Here is a 19384-nt window from a genome sequence, read left to right as displayed (position 1 = left end):
CGCCAATGTCCGAGTCGACTGTCGCCAGCCTCGCGCAAGCCAAGGCCGTCGCACCATCCGCCGCCGACGCCGACTGCTCGCGGCTGGTACGCATGCGCCATTTCCGCCAGCTTGAAACCTTGCCGCCGGTGCTGGCGCGCTCCTGGCAGCGCTGCCTCGACGACTACGGCCTGGACCCGGACATCCATCCTTCGCCGATGGTCCACGACAACGGCGAGCTGCGCGAGCGCCAGCAGCGGCTGGAGGCGCTGCTGCGCATCGCCAAGGTGGAGATGGAAAACCTCTACGAGCAGATCGCCGGCGGCAACTACGCGGTGGTGTTCGCCGACACCGAGGCCACCGTGCTGCACAGCGTGCAGGATCCGTCGCTGCTGCGCGCGTTCCGCGAAACCGGGTTGTTCTGCGGCGCCAGCTGGGCCGAACGCTACCAGGGCACCAACGGCATCGGCACCTGCGCGATGGAGGGCAGCGCGCTGAGCGTGCACCGCGGCGAACACTACCTGGAGCGGCACCTGCCGCTGTCGTGCAGCGGCGCGCCGATCCTGGATCCGCAGGGCCACCTGCTGGCGGTGCTGGACGCGTCCACGCCCGACGCGCGCGACACCAGGCTGGTGCAATGCCATACCGGCGCCCTGGTGCGCATGTCGGCGGCGCAGATCGCACGCGCGTACTTCCTGGAGCAGTACCGGCATGCGTGGATCCTGCGCTTCCACAGCCGCCCGGAGTTCGCCGGGCTGCTGCACGAGGCGCTGATCGCGGTGGGCGGTGACGGCCGCGTGCTCGCGGTCAACGAGGCGACGCTGGAACAGCTGGGCAAGCCCGACCGCACCCCGCTGATCGGGCGCGACATCGCCCAGGTGATGCAGCTGGATTTCGACACGCTGGAACAGCGCGCGCGCAACGACGCCAGCACGCTGTGGTCGATCCGCTGCGCCTGCCACGGCCGCCGCTTCTTCGCCCTGGCGCAGCCGCCGCGCGCGCGTAGCCCCGCCGGCCGTGCGCGCGCCGCTGGCGCGGACGGGCAGCCCGCCCGCGCCAACGACCACGTCGGCTCCGATCCGCGCGTGCTGCACAACCTGGACAATGCGCTGAAGCTGGCCAAGCACCGCGTGTCGATCCTGCTGTGCGGCGCCACCGGCACCGGCAAGGAAGAATTCGCCAAGGCGGTGCACCGCGGCTCGCCCTGGGCCGACCGGCCGTTCGTGGCGGTGAACTGCGCGGCGATCCCGGAAGCACTGATCGAGAGCGAGCTGTTCGGCTATGCGCGCGGCGCCTTCACCGATGCCGCGCGCGAAGGGCGCCACGGCAAGCTGCTGCAGGCCAGCGGCGGCACCCTGTTCCTGGACGAGATCGGCGACATGCCGCTGCCGTTGCAGACGCGCCTGCTGCGGGTGCTGGAGGAGCAGAGCGTGACCCCGCTGGGCAGCGACCGCGCGATGCCGCTGGAACTGCACGTGATCAGCGCCAGCCACCGCGACCTGGCGCAGATGGTCGGCACCGGCGGCTTCCGCGAAGACCTGTACTACCGCCTCAACGGCGTGGTGCTGCACCTGCCGCCGCTGCGCGAACGCAGCGACAAGGCCGAACTGATCCGCACCCTGTTGCGCGAGGAGAGCGGCGAACAGCCGGTGCGCATCAGCGAGGACGCCCTGCACAAGCTGCTCAGCTATGCCTGGCCCGGCAACCTGCGGCAGCTGCGCAACGTGCTGCGCACCGCCGCGGTGCTGTGTGCCGACGGGGTCATCCGCATCCCCAACCTGCCGCAGGAGATCGTCGACGCCGACAGCGGGCCGTGCCTGCTCGGCGACGATGCGCACGCCGGCGACGGCGTGCCCGGCCGCGTCGCCCTGGACAGCGCCGAGCGCAGCGTGCTGCAGCAGCAGCTCGAGCGTCACCGCTGGAACGTCAGCCGCACCGCCGACGCGCTGGGCATCAGCCGCAATACCTTGTACCGCAAGCTGCGCAAGCACGGCCTGGCGACGGTGTGAGTTGAGGCGGCATCGCGCGTTGCGAATCTTGCCGGGGGGTCGCGGCTGACGCCTCGCCTGTCGTGTGTTGCCAGGCGGTGGTGGCGTCAGTGCGGCGGGGAGCTCGCGTCCCAACCGCTGCAGCGGCGGGAGGCTGCCTGGCTCCGACGTCGCGGCTGAAGCCGCTCCTACGACACCCGGTGAGTCGATGAGGCAGTACAGCCTGTGCAAGCGGCTTCTCCAAGTGCTGTCGAAGCTGGAGGCTTTCCCGCTCCGGTGTCGCGGCCGAAGCCGCTCCTAAGACAGCAGTCGGTGAGTCGATGAGACCGTATAACCTGCGGGAGGGACTTCAGTTCCGACTGCTGTCGAAGCCAAAGGTTTTCGCGCTCCGACGTCGCGGCTGAAGCCGCTCCTACGACGACAGCCGGCAAGTTGATGAGACCGTATAACCTGTGGGAGGGACTTCAGTTCCGACTGCTGTCGAAGCCAAAGGTTTTCGCGCTCCGACGTCGCGGCTGAAGCCGCTCCTACAACGACAGCCGGCAAGTCGATGAGACCGTATAACCTGAGGGAGGGACTTCAGTCCCGACTGCTGTCGAAGCCAGAGGCTTTGCGGCTGCGATGGCGCGGCCGCAGCCGCTCCTGGCGAGGATCGCGCTTCGTCACGGGCCCAGCGCTGCCTGTAGGAGCGGCTTCAGCCGCGACCGGCGCCGGCGCCGGGCAGCAACCGATCCCGACGACACCGCCGCTGGCATGCGGCCAGTCAGCGCCACAGCTTCAATCGCGCCCCCGCTAGAAACGCCAGCGCAGGCCGATCTGGTACTGCCGCGGGGCGCCCGGCGCGACGAAGCACGAGGGGCCGTCTTCGACCGCGGCGTCCTGCGGACGTGCCAGGGCGCCGCCCGGGAACAGGTCCTCGGCGATCGCCGCGTAGGTCTCGTAGCGGCGGTCGAACACGTTGTTGACCCGCAGGTACAGCGACAGCCCGTCGGCGAGTTCCCAGGTGCCGTGCAGATCCAGCAAGGCGTAGCCGCCGGTGGACAGATCGTGGCGCGCAGGCGCCTCACCGTCTTCGGGATCCTCGACCAGGCCGTCCTCGTTACCGCTGGCCACGCGCCGCGACACCGCGCGCAGGTCCGCGCCCAGCGCCAGTTGCGCCAGCGCCTGCCATTCCACGCCCAGCTTCAGCGTGTTGCGCGGCAGCCCGGCGATGCGCGTGCCCGGACGCAGCACCACGGTGCGCTCGCCCGAGAGCAGTTCGCCGGCGCTGCGGTAGGTGGCGTCCAGATAGCTGTAGCCGGCGAACCAGCGCAGTGCGCCATGGCTGCCGCGGTAGCTGAGGTCGGCGCCCTGGTAGCGGGTGCGGCCGACGTTGTCGAAATAGCCCTGTTGGGAATTGGGCGCGCGCAGGAACAGGATGTCGTCGCGGTTGTCGGCGCGGTACAGCGAGGCATTCATCGCCTGCGCCGGCGACGGGTTCCAGCGCAGCCCGACCTCGTAGGTGCGCGAGACGATCTGCTCCAGCCGCGGATCGGCCTGCAGCCCGGTCGGCAGCCGGCACGGCTGCGCCGGATCGGCACAGCCGAGTTCGATCGCGGTCGGCGCGCGGCTGTTCTGCGAGGCCGACGCGAACGCGGTGACGCCGCTGCCCAGGCGCTGGGTGATGCCCAGCGACGGATTGGCCTTGGCGAACACGAAGCGCTCGCGCGGCAGCACGCCGTCGTCGCCGGTGGACAGGGTGTTGGCGACGGCGACGCGGTTCCAGCGCAGCGCGCCGCTGACATGGGTGGCCTCGCTCAGTTCCCAGGTATCGGCGACGAACAGGCCCAGGGTGCTGCTGCGGCCGTCGACGCCGGAGAAGAACGCCCGGTCCTCGTCCGGATCGGCGACCACCGAGCGGTCGTCCTGCACGAATGCGTCCTGCTCGTACTGGCGGTAGCGCACGCGGTTGCGGTCGTAGGTCGCGCCGATGCTCAGCGCATGCGCGCCGGCCTGACGGCTGAGATTCAGCGCCACGCCCTCGGCATGCTGGCGCATCTGCGTGGTGTTGAGCACGCCGCTGTGCAGCGCGTCGGCATCGGCACGCGAGACCGTGCAACCCGCATCCAGCGGCGTGCCATCGGCAGCGTAGCCGTCGGCGCAGTCGTCGACGAACTCCTCGTAGTCGTCGTTGATGTCGCCGTTGACGGTGTCGCGCCGCCCCTGCCGGTAGTACGCCAGCAGGTGCAGCGCGGTGCGCTCGTCGAAGCGGTGGTCGAACTGCCCGGTCAGCAGCGTGTTGCGGTTGCGGGTCAGGTCCGGCGAGGTGTAGACCGCGGCGCGGTCGGCTTCGTACAACCCAGGTTCGGTGCCCTCGTCGGTGTAGCGATGGCTGGGCAGCAGGCCATTGCCGACCAGGCGGCTGCGCCCGTGCAGCAGAGACACGTCCCAGTCGGTGCGCTCGCCCTGCCGCCCGAACTTGCCGAACACGGTGCCCAGGCGGCCGGCGGAGGCGTCGCGCCAGCCGTTCTCGTCGAAGCCGGTGGCCGCGACGAAGGCATGCAGGCCGTCGCGGCCGGCGTAGCCGTAGGACGCGTCCAGGCGCTTGCGTGCGCCACTGCCCACCGACAGGTCGGCGCGCAGGCCCGGCGCGGTCAGCCCGGACTGGGTGGTGAAGGCCAGCGCGCCGCCCAGCGTGTTGGGGCCGAACAGCGGGTTGGAGCCCGGCATCAGCGCGACGCTGCGGATCGCCGCCTCCGGCATCATGTCCCAGCTGACGATGTCGGCGAACGGCTCGTTCATGCGCACGCCGTCCAGGTACACCGACACGCCCTGCGAGGCACCCGGCAACGCCGAGGCGCGGAAGCCGCGGAAGGTCAGATCGGTCTGGAACGGACTGCCCTGCACCTCGTTGGTGTCCACGCCGTTCATCTCCCGCAGCAGGAAGTCGGTGAGGTTGCCGGCCTGGCTGCGCGCGATGTCGTCGGCATTGGCGGTCTGCACCGTGTACGGCAGCAGGTCGGCATCGATCAGCGTGCCGGGAATCGGCGTGGCGGTGACCTCGACCCGGTCCAGCGCGGTGATCTGCGCATCGTCGGCGTTGACCGTGGTCTGTGCGCGCGCCGGCGCGGCGAGCAGGCCGATGGCGGTGGCGACGGCCAGCGCGAGCAGGCTCGCCGGCGGGGTGCTGCATCCTGGAGTGTTGGTCATGCCGGTTCCTTGCAGCTCAGTAGAGGACGATCGATTTGATGCCACGCCCCGCGCGCATCGCCTCAAAGCCGCGGTTGATGTGGTCCAGCGGCAGGGTTTCGCTGATGAGTTCGTCGATGCGGATCTCCCCGGCCAGATAGCGCTCGGCATAGGCAGGCAGTTCGCTGCGGCCCTTGACCCCGCCGAACGCGCTGCCGCGCCAGGCGCGCCCGGTGACCAGTTGCAGCGGCCGCGTGCTGATCTCCTGCGCGCTCGGCGCAACGCCGAGGATGATGCTTTCGCCCCAGCCCTTGTGGCAGCACTCCAGCGCCGCGCGCATCGCGCGCACGTCGCCGACGCAGGCGAAGCTGTGGTCGGCGCCGCCGTCGGTGAGATCGACGATGACCTGCTGCACCGGCGCGCCGAAATCCTTCGGGTCCAGGCAGTCGGTGGCGCCCAGCGCGCGCGCCAGGGGAAACTTGTCGCGGTTGATGTCGACCACGATGATGCGTTCGGCGCGCGCCATCACCGCGCCCTGCACCACCGACAGGCCGATGCCGCCGAGCCCGAACACCGCCACGTTCTCGCCCGGACGCACCCGCGCGGTGTTGAGCACCGCGCCGATGCCGGTGGTGACCGTGCAGCCGAGCAGGCAGGCCTTGTCCAGCGGCGCGGAGCGGTGGATCTTGGCCACCGCGATCTCCGGCAGCACCGTGTACTCGGCGAAGGTGCTGGTGCCCATGTAGTGCAGCAGCGGGCGCCCGTGCAGCGAGAAGCGGCTGCTGCCGTCGGGCATCAGTCCGCGGTCCTGGCTGGCGCGGATCGCCTGGCACAGGTTGGTGCGGTTGGAACGGCAGTACTTGCACACGCCGCATTCGGGCATGTACAGCGGGATCACGTGGTCGCCCGGACGCACGCTGCCGACGCCGACGCCGACCTCCTCGACCACGCCGGCGCCTTCCTGGCCCAGGATCACCGGGAACGCCGCCTCGGCATCCACGCCGGACAGGGCGATGTCGTCGCTGTGGCAGATGCCGCTGGCGACCATCCGCACCAGCACCTCGCCGGCCTTGGGCGGCTGCAGATCCACCTCCTCGATGGCCAGCGGCTGGTTCGCCGCCCAGGCCACCGCGGCTCGCGTCTTCATTCCGGCTCTCCCCGCCTCTTGTCGCGGCGCCTGGGGGCGCCGCTCGCCTCACCTCACTGCGCCACGACCACACCCCATGGCATCTCGCCGACCGCGATCTGCTTGATCTCCTTCATTGCCGCCGTGTCGATGACGCTGACGCTGTCGGAACGGCCGTTGGCCACGTACAGCTTCTTGCCGTCCGCGCTCAGCGCCGGATTCCACGGCCGCTGCCCGACCGGAATCTGCGCCACTGCGCGGCGCGCGACCGGGTCGATCACGCTGACCGTGCCGGCACCGTTGGACGCGTACACGCGGCTGCCGTCGCGGGCGATGGCGATGCCGGCGGTGCGCTGCCCGGCCGGGATGCTGGCCACGCGCGTGCGCGCCGCCAGGTCGATCACATCGACCACGTTGGCCGTTTCCTGCGCCACATAGACGGTCTTGCCGTCGGGCGCGAACGCCATGCCGCGCGGATGCCCGCTGGTGGCGATGACGCCGGTGGACGCGCCGGCCTTCAGGTCGATCACATCCAGGTCGTTGGAACCCTCGTTGCTGGTCAGCAGCAGCGCGCCGTCCGGGGTGTAGACGCAGTGTTCCGGCGCCTGCCCGCGGGTGGCGATGTGCGCGCCGATCGCGAAACTGGCCGGGTCGATCAGCATCACCTGGTTCTGCCCTTCCACGCACACTGCCAGCTGGCGGCCGTCCGGCGCCACGGCGACGCCTTCGGCGTTCTCGCCGATGTCGACACTGCGCAGCACCCGGTCCTGCACGGTATCCAGCTCCAGCAGGCGATGGCCCTGCGCGTCGATGACGTACAGATGCCCGGCCGGCCCCGGCGCCACCTGCTGCAGGCGCTTGCCGAGCTGGCCCTGCGCCGACAGCGTGCGCACCACGCGGTCGCTGCCGGTGTCGATCACCGAGATGGTGCCGCTGCGCTGGTTCGGCACGTAGGCCAGCGCCGCGGCACCGGCCGCGGGTGCCGGCGCAGCCGCCGCGGCGTCGGCCTTCGCCGCGGGCGCTGGCGGGCGCTGGCAGGCCGCGGCGAACAGCGACAGCGCGACGACGGCGCACAGACGCAGCGCGTTGCTCATTGCGTGGCGCCCGCCGTCTTGTTGATGGAATGGATGAAGGCCAGCAGCTTCTCGGTATCGCCCGGCTTGAGCACCGGCCCGAACGGCGGCATCTGTCCAACCACCTTCTCGTGGCCGATCCGGGTCTTGCCGTGCGCGGCCATGCCGGCGGTACCTTCGGTGATCAGCGCGCGCAAGGTGTCGTCGTCGTTGCCGTACACCCAGATGTCGTTGGTCAGCGGCGGGCACATGCCACCGCCACCGGTGCCGCCGTGGCAGGCGGTGCAGCCGGCGGAGTTGAAGATCGCCTTGCCTTCGGCGACCAGTTCCGGAGTCACCTTGACCGGCGGTCCCTTCGGAATCGGCGTCACCGCCGCAGCGGGGGCCGGCGCGGCGGCGGCGGCGGCGGCGGCGGCGGGAGCGGAAGCGGGAGCGGCGGGCGCGGCCGACGTCGGCGCGGAGGCCGGTGCAGGCGCGGGCGCTGCGGCAGGCGCTGGCGCGGCTGCCGGCGCGGGCGGCGTTTCCTGCTTGCCGCAGGCGGCCAGCAACAGGAACGAGGCGAACAGGAACACGGGCAGCAGCGCGGACACGGCGCGACGATGGACGGGAGCAGGACGCATGGGGACAGAACCTTTGCGGAGTGCACGATGGGAAGAGCAGGCCGCGCGAGCGGCATGGACGGGACGACGGGAAGCGGTCATTGCGTGCGTCGGTGCTGGGCCTCCGTCAGTAGCTGGGCGAGTTCGGCATTGCCGCGTTGCTGGGCCAGCGCCGCCGGGGTCTTGCCGTCGGCATCGCGCGCATCGGCGCTGGCGCCGGCGGCGAGCAGGCGCCGGGCGCTGTCCTCGCGCCCGGCCGCAGCGGCCAGCATCAACGGGGTGACGCCGGCGCGGTTGGCGCGGTCGGCCTCGGCGCCGCGCTTCAGAAGCAGGTCGAGGATCTGCGGATCGTTGCGCGCCACCGCGAACATCACCGGGGTGAAGCCGGCCGGATTGGCGCGGCGCACGCTGGCGCCGGCGTCGAGCAACGCCTGCACCAGCTCGGCATCGGCGTAGGAAATCGCCAGATCCAGCGGCGTCCAGCCGTCGGCGGACACCGCCTCGACCTTGGCACGATGCGCCAGCAACTGCGCCGCGCTGTTGCCATCGTTGGACCAGGCCGCCTTCATCAACGGCGTCCAGCCATTGCTGTCGCGGTTGTCGACCTTGGCGCCGGCGGCCAGCAGTTCGCCGACCAGCAGCGGCGCCTGGTTGCGGATCGCCTGCTGCAGCGGCGGCTCGCCGAGCAGGTTGGGGGTGTCGGCGCTGGCGCCATGGCGCAGCAGCCAGGCCACGCGCACGCCATCGCCGGCATCCAGCGCATGCGCCAGCTCCGCGTTGGGATCGGCGCCGCCGGCGATGCGCAGTTGCAGTTGCGCCAGCATGTCCGAGGAGGCCTGCGCACTCGGCGTGTCGTCCTGGTCGGCGGGCGGCGCATAGGGGCCGTGCGAGCGCAGGTCGCCGGCGACGATGCAGTCGGCGCAGGCCACCAGCGGCACGTGGTAGTCGCGCAGGATCGCGCCGATCTTGCCGGCGCTGCGCTGCAGCGCCGCGTCCAGCGCATCGCGCAGCGGCGCGTTCTTGCGCGACACCGCCCACGCCATCGAGTACTCCAGCACCTCGTTGTCGATGACATTCAACGGCACCACGCCGAGGCCGCCGCGCGCGGCGTAGTAGCCGGCCACCGGCCCCCAGGATTCGGCGACATCGAGCTTGCCGGCGGCGACCTGCTCGGCGAGCTTGCCGGGATGTTCCTGCGGCGCGCTCGCCGAATCGTAGAACAGGTACTGCACCTCGCCCTGCACGCCGTGGTCGAACAGCGCCTGCCGCGCCGGCGAGCTCTGGAACACGCCGACCTTGAGTTTCTTCAAGGCAGGCTCGTCCAGCGACGCCGGGCGCAGGTCCAGGCCCTTGCGGGTGACCAGCACATAGGTGGAGCGATACAGCGGGCGCGTGACCAGGCCCATCTCGAAATCGCTGTTCATGTCCATCAGCACGTCGCAACGCCCGGCGTTGATCGTGCTGCGCGCCAGGCCGCGCTGGTAGTAGCTGCGCCATTCGTACTCCAGGCGCCGGCCCATCTCCGCGGCCACCACCTGGGCGATCTTGTTCTGGAACCCCTCGCCTGCGCGATCGGACAACGGCATGTTGCCGGGATCGGCGCAGACCCGCAGCACCGGCGCATCGGCCGGCAGCGCGGCGGCGGGCGCGGTGGAGGCCGACGCTGCCGCCGCCGGCGGAGCCGCAGGAGCGCGAGCCGTCGCGGACGACGGCTCGCGCGTGCAGCCTGCGGCGACGAGTCCGAGGCTGCACCACAACACCACGGCGCGCGCGCCCGCAGGCAGGCGCCACGCGGCGGGCGCCACCCGGCACCCGCTCGCCCCCCGGACGCGGCGCCGCCGGCTCATCGCACCGTCTTGGCGGCGACTGCCGCGCTGCCGCCGCCGGCGGCCGCGGTGGCGGTCGCGGTGGGGGTGACGGTCTTGCCGGCGCCGTCGATGCGGAAGGTGTGCACCATGCCGCCCAACGGGATCTTGTCGAAGCCGTTGCTGAAGGCCAGGCCGGCGGCACCCAGCGCGCCGTACGGATCGCCCGGATCCAGGCCGGCGGCGACCGGCAGGCCGATCCAGCCGCCGATGCCCGAGAACACCGCCACGTACTGGTGGCCATTGGCCTTGTAGGCGATCGGGTTGCCGATGATGCCGGACGGCAGCTTGGTCTCCCACAGCTTCTTGCCGGTGTCCTTGTCCACTGCGCGCAACCAGCCGTCCAGCGTGCCGTAGAACACCAGCCCGCCATCGGTGACCAGGGTGCCGCTCCACACCGGGAACTTCTCCTTGATCTCCCACTTGGACTTGCCTTCGACCACGTCGAACGCCTTGACGATGCCCAGCGCGCCGGGCTCGTTCGGCTTCATCAGCACGTTGGCGAACACGTACGGCAGGCCCATCATGGTGTTGCCGCGCTCCTGCGGATCCAGCTCCATGTGCCAGTTGTTGGTGCCGCAGAAGAACACCGCCGCATTGGCCGGATCCACCGAACACGGCTGCTGGTCCTTGCCGCCCATCGCCGAGGGGAACGCCTCGACCTTGCGGCCGCGCTCCAGCGGCGAATGCGCCGCGACCTTGACCGGGCGCCCGGTCTTCATGTCGATGCGCTCGGCCCAGTTGGCCGGCACGAACTTGTTGGCGCGCAGCAGGGTGCCGTCGCGGCGGTCGAGCACGTAGGCGAAGCCGTTGCGGTCGAACTGCACCACCGACGGCACCTGCTTGCCATCGATGGTCAGGTCGACCAGGATCGGCTCGTTGATGCCGTCGTAGTCCCACTGGTCGAACGGGGTCTTCTGGTAGCCCCATACCGCTTCGCCGGTGTCGATCTTGCGCGCGAACAGGGTCATCGACCACTTGTTGTCGTACGCGCCGGTATCGCACTCCTTCTGCGTGGTCTTGCCGCAGCGGTACGACGGACTCCACAGGCCGGGATTGCCGGTGCCGTAGTAGAGCAGCTTGAGTTTCGGGTCGTAGCTGTACCATCCCCAGGCCGCGCCGCCACCGCGCTTCCAGCCGTCGTCGGGATAGGTCTTCTGGCCGAGGTCGCCGAGCTGGCCGTGCTGCGGATTGGCCTTGTTGAAGTCCGGGCCGAGGCAGATGTCCTTGTCGGTGCCGGTGGCTTCGCAGGACCAGGCCTGCTTGCCGTCGGCCAGCGCGTACGCGGCGACGCGGCCGCGCACGCCGAACTCGTTGCCGCTGATGCCGGCCACGACCTTGCCGTCGGCGATGATCGGCGCCATGGTGATGGTCTCGCCCTTCTCCGGATAGGCGAGCTTCTGCTTCCACACTTCCTTGCCGGTCTTGGCGTCGAGCGCGATCACATCGCCGCTGAGGCTGCCGAACACCACCTTGCCGTCGGCATAGGACGCGCCGCGGTTGACCGTGTCGCAGCAGGCCACCGCCACCGCGCGCTCGTCCTGCTGCGGGGTGTACTTCCACAGCACCTTGCCGTTGTCTTCCTGCGACAGGTCGATCGCGAACACGTTGTTCGGATAGGCGCTGACCATGTACATGGTGCTGCCCACCACCAGCGGCTGGCCTTCGTGGCCGCGGGTGGCGTCGGTCTTCATCTCCCACGACATCTTCAGATTCTTGACGTTGTCGCGGTTGATCTCGGCCAGCGGGCTGTGCCGGGTCAGGCCGAAATCGCGGCCGATGCCGCCCCAGTTGTCGGGATTGGCGGCATTGCTGGCGAACTCGCTGTCGGTATCGGCCACCGCGGCCGGCGCGGCGGCCGGCGGTTGCTGCGCGGCGGCCGGCGCGGCCGGGGCCGCGGCCTCTTCCTGCTTCTTGCAGCCCGCCAGCGCCAACGCAGTGGCCAGCGCGAGCAAGGTACAAGCCTGGGTACGACGTGAATGACTGTGCATCGTTCTACTCCCCTCGTTGAAGAGCCGCGGCAGCTGCACCTGGTCGGCGTGTGCCACGGAACCTGAAGCGTGGGGATCCAAGAGCAACGTCCATGCCATCGCGGCGCTGCGATGCAACATCCGTTGACGCACGGATCACACGACCCGCCATGGCCTTGCGCGCGCGCGACGCGAGGGCCGAGGGCGTCTCGAGAACGTGACACTTTGTGCCACGTCGCTGCATCGCGATTGGCGCAGTGCGGGCACGCGACGCCGTGGCACACCGTGCGCCGTGTGGGGGAAGCCTGCGGCTCCTGCGTGCGCAGGGCGGGCACTCGCCGGGCGTGCGATCGGCGCGCGCGCCGATCCAGCCACGGGAGGATGCGATGGGCGCGCGGCGCCGTCAGCCGCCGCGGCGCCGCGATACAGCGGTCAGTGCGGCTGCGGCGTGCCGCTGTCCTGCCACCACGCCAGCAGCGCGGCGCAGTCGGCGAAGTGCAGGTCGGCCAGGGCCGGCCAGGGATTGTCCGGATGCAGCAGCACGGTGGTGGCACCGGCATGGCGGCCGCACTGCAGGTCGTAGGCGTGGTCGCCGACCATCGCCAGCGCCTGCGGCGCCACGCCCCAGTGCTCGGCCAACTGCAGCAGGCCGCCGGGATGCGGTTTGGGCGGGGCCTCGTCGCGGCCGAGGATGGTCACCTCCTCGAACAGGTCGTCGACCTCGATCTCTTCCAGGGTCAGCTGCGCCAGCTCGCGCGCGTTGCGGGTCAGCACCGCCAGCCGGCAATCGGCCGCGTGCAGGGTGCGCAGCAGCGCCGGCGCGCCGTTGGCCGCGGTGGCCTCCTGCGCCAGCACGCGTTCGTGCTCCAGCAGCCAGGCGTGCTTGCTGGCGCGCTGCGCCTCCGGCAGCGCCGCCAGGTGCTGCAGGATGTCGGCCTGCGGCGGGATCTGCAGTTCGCGGCGGATCAAGGCGAAATCGTGCACGGCGCAGGTCAGGGTCCCATCCATGTCGAACACCCAATGACGTACCTGGCGCAGGGCTTCGGCCGACGGCGGCGTGACCGCGTGCATCGCGCTCAATCCCAGCCCGGCATCTGCGCGCCGTCCAGGCCACCGGTCTCGAACACCGCGGTGCGGGTGCCGCCGGCCTTCACCGGGAAGGTGATCTGCAGCACCATGGTCTTGCGCGCCAGCTTCCACAGCGCCTTGTCGTCGCTGATGAACATGGCGATGGCCTCGTCGGTCTTGGGCCGCCAGGCCGCCGCCGCGCGCGGCGGCGCGTCGTCGGCCTTCAGTTCCACCTTGCAGCCGCCGGCGCAGCGGAAATCGCCGGACTGCAGCACCAGGTAGGCGCTGCGCTTCCATTCCGGGTGGTCGCGGAACACCAGTTGCACCGGCTTGGGCCCGCTGCCGTCCACGTCGACCTTGTCGCGGCTGTACAGCATCGCCGAGCGCTGCACGCCCTTGCCGGCCGGCACCTGCGAGTACTGCCAGGCGGCCTGCATGCGCCGCAGCTCGCGCGCCGCCTCGCCCTTGGCCTTGACCTCGGCGTAGCCGGGCTGGATGCGCTCGGCCGCGTCCGACCCGGGATACTGCTGCAACAGCGCGGCGCCGTGGATCCGCGCCAGGTCCCAGTTGCCCGACTTCACCGCGGCGTCGTACTGCTTGGCCAGGTCGTCGGCCGCCTGCGCCTTGGCCTGCGCTTCGGCCGCGGCCTGCGCCTTGCGCTCGGCCTCGTGATCGCCGCAAGCGGCCAGGGCGACGGCGCACAGCGCGCCGAGCAGGATGCGTTTCATCGTGGGGTTCCTCGTTGGATCAGGGCGTCGATGGCCTGCGCGACCTCGGCCGGCTTCTCGACGATGGACATGTGGCCGCTGCCGTCCAGCAGCACCTGGATCGCCTGCGGCAGGCGTTGCGCGTACAGCGCCAGCGCGCTGGCGTCGATCACCGCGTCCTGCACGCAATTGAGCAGCAGCGCCGGCTGGCGAATGTGCGCGGCCTCCTCGAACGGCAGGAACGCCTCCTCGCCGCGGCCGATGCGCGCCAGCACCTGCTGCTCGAACGCGGCCTCGCGGCGGCGCCAGGCCACCACCGCCGGCACCGCCCAGCGCGGGATGCGCGGCTTGGCGCGCTCGAGCAGGAACACGGTGTCGATGTAGCGCTGCAACGACGCGGCATCGTGCACCGCGAACGGATTGTGCCCGTCCAGCACCGCCTGGCCGAAGGCGTTGTCGGCGAAGCGCACGCCGGCGGCGTTGAACAGGCCGACCCGGTCGAACAGCGCCGGATGCCGCGCCGCGGCCAGCGCGGCGATGCCGCCGCCCATCGAATGCCCGAGCAGCACGCAGTCGCTGCCCGCACGGCGCGCGCATTGCGCGGCGAAGGCGGCCACGCGCTCGGCCTGCGCGACGAAGCCGTAGTCCTGCCCGGCGATGCGCTGGCTCTCCGCCCAGCCGGGCAGATCCGGGATCACCAGGTGATAGCGCGTGCCCAGCGCGCGCGCCAGCGGCAGCCAGTTCTCCTTGCTGCCGGTGAAGCCGTGCACCAGCAGCAGGGTCGGCGCGGCCGGATCGGCCGCGGCGCGTACCAGGTAGGTCCAGGTGTGGCCGGCGACCTGCGCCTGGCGTCGCTGCAGGCCGCTGCCGCGGCGCTGGCGCAGGCTTTCCAGGCGCACCAGCAGGAACGGATCGCGCAGCACCAGCAGCACGCCGATCAGCGCCGCCACCCCCAGCAGGGCGCCGGCCAGCAGCAGCCAAGCCATCGTCAGCACCAGCACGGGAACCCCGGGACGTGGAGGCAGGTGCGGCTCATGCGCTCACGCCACCAGGTCGGCTTCGCCGAGATGGAGGGCCAGCCACACGGTCGGCTGCTCGGGATCGGTGAACGTCACCCAATGCGGCGTGTCGGCCGGGATGAACAGATGGTCGCCTGGCGCCAGCGCGACCTCGCGCTCGCACAGCGCCACCCGCGCACTGCCGCGCAGCAGCAGCACCCATTCGTCGTGCGCCTGCTGGTAGGGCGACTGCTGCGGCGTGGTCTGCCCGTGCGAGACGATGCGCTCGACGCGGCAACCGGAGCGGCGGAGCAATTCGGTGAAGATTTCGCCGTCGCGGGCATCGGGCAGCGCGGCCAGCAAGGAGCCGGACAGGGGGTGGGCGTCGGTCACGTCAGCACGTCCTCGGTAGGCGCAGGCGAACCCGCTCGCAGCGGCGTCGACAGTGCCCTGCCAGGGCGATGGCGCTTGCAGCGAAGACCGGGGCGGCGGTGGCGGACGATGTCATGCGCGCATGGACCGAGGACCATCGGGACTGCCGAGGATATCGCGAATGCGTGGCAGCGGGTCGGCGCGCGTCGGCGGCGGTGCGGGTGGAAGACGTCAAGGCCGCGCTGGAGATGCGCGCGTCGTGGAGGAAACGCATGCGACGCCGCGCATGGCCACCTCACGCAACACGCGCGCGACCAAGCCGCGGCAACGATCGCCTTCGTCCCCCGCGCGGCGCGATCGCCACAACAGCCGGCCGCACAAACGCACACGGCGCCGGGAGCGATCCCGGCGCCGTGTGCGCGGTCTGCGGGAGGCGCGCGTCAGTGCGCGGCGCTCCCCGCCTTGGCCTTGTCCAGCATCTCCTGCACCGACACCGTGGTGATCGGGTGGTAGCCGGGCTTGGCCTTGGCGAACACCTCCTCGGCGAAGGCCAGGCCGTCCGGGCTCTTCACCAGTTCGGCGTAGATCGGCAGGATCAGCTTGCGGCGGCCGACGCGGGCGATGAACTCGCCAGCGGCCGGGCGCGCCTCCACGTAGCCGCTGCGGATCGCCAGCGGATACCAGCGCATGGCGATCTCGCCGTTGGCGGTGCCGGTGAAGTGGTAGGCGTCGTCGAGCTGCTTGAGCTGCGCCGGCGTCAGCTTCTCGCCCAGGCCGCTGAGGAAGCGCGTCCACTCCTGGGTGCTCCAGGCGTCGGTCACCTGCTTGCTGGGCAGCGTGCCGCTGCCGGTCCAGGCGATGCGCGCGGTATCGACCATGGCGAAGTTGCGCGAGCGCGCCTTCTGCGCGAACGCCGGAATGCCCGGCTCGTCCAGCCACGCATGCAGCTCCTGCTCGGTCACCGCGTTCGGCTTCTTGGGCAGCAGGTGGGTTTTCAGGTACGCGACGAACTGGTCGGTGTTGGCGCTCTGGAAGGCGTGGTCGTCGAACCAGCCGCGCAGGAACGGATCGAAGGTGTCGCGGCCGAAGCGCTGCTCCAGGAACTGCAGGAACCACGCGCCCTTGACGTAGGCGACCTGGCTCAACGCCTCGTCCGGATCGCGCTCGGTCAGCGCCGGCAGCGCCAGCGCCTGGTCGGCCGGGCTCATGCCCTTCAGCTCGGCCAGCAGGTCGGCCTGGTCGATCTCGCGCTCCATCTCCGCCGCTTCCGGGCCGTACAGCGCCTCCGTGATGCGCGCCTGCACGTAGGTGGTGAAGCCTTCGTTGAGCCAGATGTCCTTCCAGCTGGCGTTGGTCACCAGGTTGCCGGACCAGCTATGCGCCAGCTCGTGCGCGATCAGCGACACCAGCGACTTGTCGCCGACGATCACCGTCGGCGTAGCGAAGGTCAGGCGCGGATTCTCCATGCCGCCGAACGGGAACGACGGCGGCAGCACCAGCATGTCGTAGCGGCCCCAGCGGTACGGACCGTACAGGGTCTCGGCGGCCACGATCATCTTCTCGGTGTCCTCGAACTCCTTGGCGGCCTTGTCGACCATCGCCGGTTCGGCCCACACCCCAGAGCGCGCCGAGATCGGCTTGAACACCAGGTCGCCGGCGGCGATCGCCAGCAGGTAGGACGGGATCGGCTGCGGCATCTTGAAGCGGTAGTCGCCGTTGCGCACCGCCTTGGGATCGTTGTCGGCGCTCATCAGCACCATCACGTCCGGGCGCGAGACCACATGCGCGCTGTAGGTGAAGCGCACGCTCGGGGTGTCCTGCAGCGGCACCCACGAGCGCGCGTGGATCGCCTGCGACTGGCTGAACAGGAAGGGCAGCTTCTTGCCCTCGGTCATCGACGGCTCCAGCCACTGCAGGCCCGAGGCGGTCGGCGCGGTGTGGTAGGCGATGCTGATCGTCTTCGGCTGGGTCGGCGCCTCGATGGTCAGCTTGCTGCCGTAGATCTTGTCGGCCGGCGCCAGCACGTACTGCAGCGGCGTCACCTGGCCCTTGCCGTCGTCGGCCTGCACCTTCTCGATGGTCAGGTCGCGCGTGTCCAGCACCAGTTGCTTGGCGCTCTTGTCCTTCCAGTCCAGCGTGTAAGTGGCGGTGCCGCCGATCTGCTTGCTGTCGAAATCCAGCTTCAGGTCCAGCGCCAGGTCCTTGATCACGACCTTGGACGGCTCGGCGTAGGAGGTCTCGTCGTGGCTGCGGTCGGCAGGCTTGGCCGCGGCGGGCGCCGGCTTGGCGGCAGCTGCGGCCGCATCGGGCGCGGGCGCTTCGCGGGAACATCCGGACGCGACCATCGCGGCCAGGGACAACAACAGGAACGGGGAGCGCATGGCGGACGGCACCGGTTCGGGGAAACGCGCAGTTTACCGGAAGGCCGGGATTCGGGATTCGGGAGTGGGGATTCGCAGCAGCAGTGCTACGCGTGCTGACGAATCGCGAATCCCCAATCGAAGCGGGGATTGGGAATTGGAGATTGGGGATTCGCAGCAGCGAACAGCCGGCGCGCTTACGAATCCCGAATCTTCAGTCCCCAGTCCCGCCTCCACTCAGATCTTGTCGCCGAGTGGATCGCCACGATGCCGCCGGCAAGGTTCTTGTAGTGGCTGCGGGCGAAGCCGGCTGCTTCCATCCTTGCCTTGGCGTCCTGCGGCGGAGGCTTGCGCCGGCACCGCCGGACCGCGCGTCGGGACTGAAGCCCCTCCCACAAGCACGGCACAGCACCGCGATCGGTCAGCAACCGATCGCCCGCTCTTGCGAATCCCGAATCCCGAATCCCGAATCCCGAATCCCGGCTTTCTGTGGCGGAGGCTTGCGCCGGCACCGCCGGACCGCGCGTCGGGACTGAAGTCCCTCCCACAAGGACGGCAAAGGCCCTGCGATCGGTCAGCATCCGATCGCCCGCTCTTGCGATTCCCGAATCCCGACTCCCGACTCCCGGCTTTCTGTGGCGGAGGCTTGCGCCGGCACCGCCGGACCGCGCGCCGGGACTGAAGCCCCTCCCACAAGGACGGCACAGGCCCCGCGATCGGTCAGCAACCGATCGCCCGCGCTTGCGATTCCCGAATCCCGATTCCCCGATCCCGGCCTCTCAGATCTTGTAGCCCGAGTGGATCGCCACGATGCCGCCGGTCAGGTTCTTGTAGTGGCTGCGGGCGAAGCCGGCGTCGTCCATCATCGCCTTCAGCGCGTCCTGCGGCGGATGCTTGCGGATGCTCTCGGCCAGGTACTGGTAGCTGTCGGCGTCCTTGGCGAACAGCTTGCCCAGGCGCGGCAGCACCTTGAACGAATGGAAGTCGTACAGCGGCTTGAACCAGTCGGCGGTGACCTCGGAGAACTCCAGCACCCGCGCCTGGCCGCCCACCTTGAGCACGCGGTACATCTCGCGCAGCGCGGCGTCCTTGTCGGTGACGTTGCGCAAGCCGAAGGCGATGGTGACCAGGTCGAAGCTCTGGTCCGGGAACGGCAGCGCCTCGGCGTTGCACTGCACGTAGTCCAGGCCCGCGACCAGGCCGCGGTTGGTGAGGCGGTCGCGCCCCACCGAGAGCATGCCGGCATTGATGTCGCCCAGCACGATCTCGCCGTCGGCACCCACCCGCTCCTTCAGCAGCGCGGCGATGTCGCCGGTGCCGCCGGCCAGGTCGAGCACGCGGTCGCCCGGCTTGACCTGCGCGGTGGCGACGAAATAACGCTTCCAGACCCGATGGATGCCCATGCTCATCAGGTCGTTCATCAGGTCGTAGTTGCCGGCGACCGAGGTGAAGACCTCGCCGACCAGCTTCTGCTTGTCCTTGGCGGCGACGTCGCGGAAGCCGAAATGGGTGGTGCCGGTCTTGTAGGGGGATTCGCTCATGGCGGGATTATCGCACTGCCGGCCGCTCCGTGCCGGTGAAGCGCCGCGCGGGATGACAGCCGCCGGCCGCCTGCGCCAGACTGCCAGCCGACTCCCTTTCCCCCGGCCATCCCATGCTGACCACGCCCGACTACCGCGCCCTGCTCGACACCGCCATCGCCGAAGCCCGCCAGGGCCTGGCCGAGGGCGGCATCCCGATCGGCGCCGCCCTGTACCACCGCGACGGCCGCCTGCTCGGCTGCGGCCACAACCGCCGCGTGCAGGAAGGCGATCCGTCCGTGCACGGCGAGACCGACGCCTTCCGCAAGGCCGGACGCCAGCGCCGCTACAAGGACACCATCATGGTCACCACCCTGGCGCCGTGCTGGTACTGCAGCGGCCTGGTGCGGCAGTTCAACATCGGCACGGTGGTGGTGGGCGAATCGGTGACCTTCCAGGGCGGCATCGACTGGCTGCGCGAGAGCGGCGTGGAGGTCATCGACCTGCACAGCCAGGAGTGCATCGACCTGCTCGGCGGCTTTATCGCCGCGCATCCGGACGTGTGGAACGAGGATATCGGCGAGGACTGAC

At 70.4% G+C, this 19384-nt stretch carries 14 protein-coding genes and 1 pseudogene; 2 read left to right on the top strand and 13 right to left on the bottom strand.

Features of this window, described 5'->3' with window-relative positions; all coding sequences use genetic code 11:
• Positions 1-5 precede the first annotated feature (5 nt).
• On the top strand, positions 6-1988 hold the full coding sequence (locus tag AC1PME_RS03945; RefSeq protein WP_254460381.1) for a sigma-54-dependent Fis family transcriptional regulator: 1983 nt from the start codon (positions 6-8) through the stop codon (positions 1986-1988).
• 771 nt (positions 1989-2759) lie between these two features.
• On the opposite strand, the gene AC1PME_RS03940 is transcribed toward AC1PME_RS03945, so the two are convergent.
• The 13 genes and pseudogenes from AC1PME_RS03940 to ubiE form a co-directional block, all read right to left on the bottom strand.
• A complete protein-coding gene (locus tag AC1PME_RS03940) occupies positions 2760-5156 on the bottom strand; it encodes a TonB-dependent receptor (RefSeq protein ID WP_481097372.1) in 2397 nt (798 codons plus the stop codon).
• A 16-nt stretch (positions 5157-5172) separates the two neighbouring features.
• Positions 5173-6282 carry an S-(hydroxymethyl)glutathione dehydrogenase/class III alcohol dehydrogenase gene (locus tag AC1PME_RS03935; protein WP_481097371.1) on the bottom strand — a complete coding sequence of 370 codons (1110 nt, stop codon included), beginning with the start codon at positions 6280-6282 and terminating at the stop codon, positions 5173-5175.
• Positions 6283-6335: 53 nt separating this feature from the next.
• Positions 6336-7355, bottom strand: coding sequence for a beta-propeller fold lactonase family protein (locus AC1PME_RS03930; RefSeq protein WP_481097370.1), 1020 nt, complete (start codon positions 7353-7355; stop codon positions 6336-6338).
• A complete protein-coding gene (locus tag AC1PME_RS03925; protein ID WP_481097369.1) occupies positions 7352-7954 on the bottom strand; it encodes a c-type cytochrome in 603 nt (200 codons plus the stop codon). Before AC1PME_RS03925 ends, AC1PME_RS03930 begins: the two co-directional genes overlap by 4 nt.
• A gap of 77 nt (positions 7955-8031) precedes the next feature.
• Positions 8032-9780, bottom strand: coding sequence for a quinoprotein dehydrogenase-associated putative ABC transporter substrate-binding protein (locus tag AC1PME_RS03920; protein ID WP_481097368.1), 1749 nt, complete (start codon positions 9778-9780; stop codon positions 8032-8034).
• A complete protein-coding gene (locus AC1PME_RS03915; protein WP_481097367.1) occupies positions 9777-11789 on the bottom strand; it encodes a methanol/ethanol family PQQ-dependent dehydrogenase in 2013 nt (670 codons plus the stop codon). Before AC1PME_RS03915 ends, AC1PME_RS03920 begins: the two co-directional genes overlap by 4 nt.
• A 411-nt stretch (positions 11790-12200) precedes the next feature.
• A complete protein-coding gene (locus tag AC1PME_RS03910; RefSeq protein ID WP_254460374.1) occupies positions 12201-12839 on the bottom strand; it encodes an HAD family hydrolase in 639 nt (212 codons plus the stop codon).
• Positions 12840-12844: 5 nt separating this feature from the next.
• A complete protein-coding gene (locus tag AC1PME_RS03905; protein ID WP_481097366.1) occupies positions 12845-13564 on the bottom strand; it encodes a hypothetical protein in 720 nt (239 codons plus the stop codon).
• Complete coding sequence (locus AC1PME_RS03900; protein WP_481097365.1) at positions 13561-14529, bottom strand: alpha/beta fold hydrolase; 969 nt, start codon at positions 14527-14529, stop codon at positions 13561-13563. Before AC1PME_RS03900 ends, AC1PME_RS03905 begins: the two co-directional genes overlap by 4 nt.
• Before the next feature lie 54 nt (positions 14530-14583).
• The gene (locus tag AC1PME_RS03895; protein ID WP_481097364.1) at positions 14584-14934 is read right to left on the bottom strand and encodes a cupin domain-containing protein; all 351 of its coding nucleotides are present in this window, start codon (positions 14932-14934) and stop codon (positions 14584-14586) included.
• A gap of 419 nt (positions 14935-15353) precedes the next feature.
• Positions 15354-17294, bottom strand: a complete 1941-nt coding sequence (locus AC1PME_RS03890) for a M1 family metallopeptidase (RefSeq protein WP_481097363.1) — start codon at positions 17292-17294, stop codon at positions 15354-15356.
• A gap of 176 nt (positions 17295-17470) precedes the next feature.
• Positions 17471-17629: pseudogene (locus tag AC1PME_RS03885) on the bottom strand (class I SAM-dependent methyltransferase); the annotation flags it as partial.
• Positions 17630-18052: 423 nt separating this feature from the next.
• Positions 18053-18814 carry a bifunctional demethylmenaquinone methyltransferase/2-methoxy-6-polyprenyl-1,4-benzoquinol methylase UbiE gene (gene ubiE, locus AC1PME_RS03880; protein WP_254460370.1) on the bottom strand — a complete coding sequence of 254 codons (762 nt, stop codon included), beginning with the start codon at positions 18812-18814 and terminating at the stop codon, positions 18053-18055.
• A gap of 113 nt (positions 18815-18927) precedes the next feature.
• On the opposite strand from ubiE, the gene AC1PME_RS03875 reads away from it, so the two are divergent.
• Positions 18928-19383, top strand: a complete 456-nt coding sequence (locus tag AC1PME_RS03875) for a nucleoside deaminase (protein WP_010341927.1) — start codon at positions 18928-18930, stop codon at positions 19381-19383.
• Position 19384 lies beyond the last annotated feature (1 nt).

Source organism: Xanthomonas sp. NCPPB 901, from assembly GCF_056725085.1.
The sequence above is the reverse complement of the archived record's forward strand: the minus strand, read 5'-3'. Positions and strand labels throughout refer to the sequence as shown.

Bases quoted from the DNA above. Each gene is read 5' to 3' on its own strand.
- AC1PME_RS03945 (WP_254460381.1), top strand. From the start codon at position 6: ATGTCCGAGTCGACTGTCGCCAGCCTCGCGCAAGCCAAGGCCGTCGCA.
- AC1PME_RS03940 (WP_481097372.1), bottom strand. From the start codon at position 5,156: ATGACCAACACTCCAGGATGCAGCACCCCGCCGGCGAGCCTGCTCGCG.
- AC1PME_RS03935 (WP_481097371.1), bottom strand. From the start codon at position 6,282: ATGAAGACGCGAGCCGCGGTGGCCTGGGCGGCGAACCAGCCGCTGGCC.
- AC1PME_RS03930 (WP_481097370.1), bottom strand. From the start codon at position 7,355: ATGAGCAACGCGCTGCGTCTGTGCGCCGTCGTCGCGCTGTCGCTGTTC.
- AC1PME_RS03925 (WP_481097369.1), bottom strand. From the start codon at position 7,954: ATGCGTCCTGCTCCCGTCCATCGTCGCGCCGTGTCCGCGCTGCTGCCC.
- AC1PME_RS03920 (WP_481097368.1), bottom strand. From the start codon at position 9,780: ATGAGCCGGCGGCGCCGCGTCCGGGGGGCGAGCGGGTGCCGGGTGGCG.
- AC1PME_RS03915 (WP_481097367.1), bottom strand. From the start codon at position 11,789: ATGCACAGTCATTCACGTCGTACCCAGGCTTGTACCTTGCTCGCGCTG.
- AC1PME_RS03910 (WP_254460374.1), bottom strand. From the start codon at position 12,839: ATGCACGCGGTCACGCCGCCGTCGGCCGAAGCCCTGCGCCAGGTACGT.
- AC1PME_RS03905 (WP_481097366.1), bottom strand. From the start codon at position 13,564: ATGAAACGCATCCTGCTCGGCGCGCTGTGCGCCGTCGCCCTGGCCGCT.
- AC1PME_RS03900 (WP_481097365.1), bottom strand. From the start codon at position 14,529: ATGGCTTGGCTGCTGCTGGCCGGCGCCCTGCTGGGGGTGGCGGCGCTG.
- AC1PME_RS03890 (WP_481097363.1), bottom strand. From the start codon at position 17,294: ATGCGCTCCCCGTTCCTGTTGTTGTCCCTGGCCGCGATGGTCGCGTCC.
- ubiE (WP_254460370.1), bottom strand. From the start codon at position 18,814: ATGAGCGAATCCCCCTACAAGACCGGCACCACCCATTTCGGCTTCCGC.
- AC1PME_RS03875 (WP_010341927.1), top strand. From the start codon at position 18,928: ATGCTGACCACGCCCGACTACCGCGCCCTGCTCGACACCGCCATCGCC.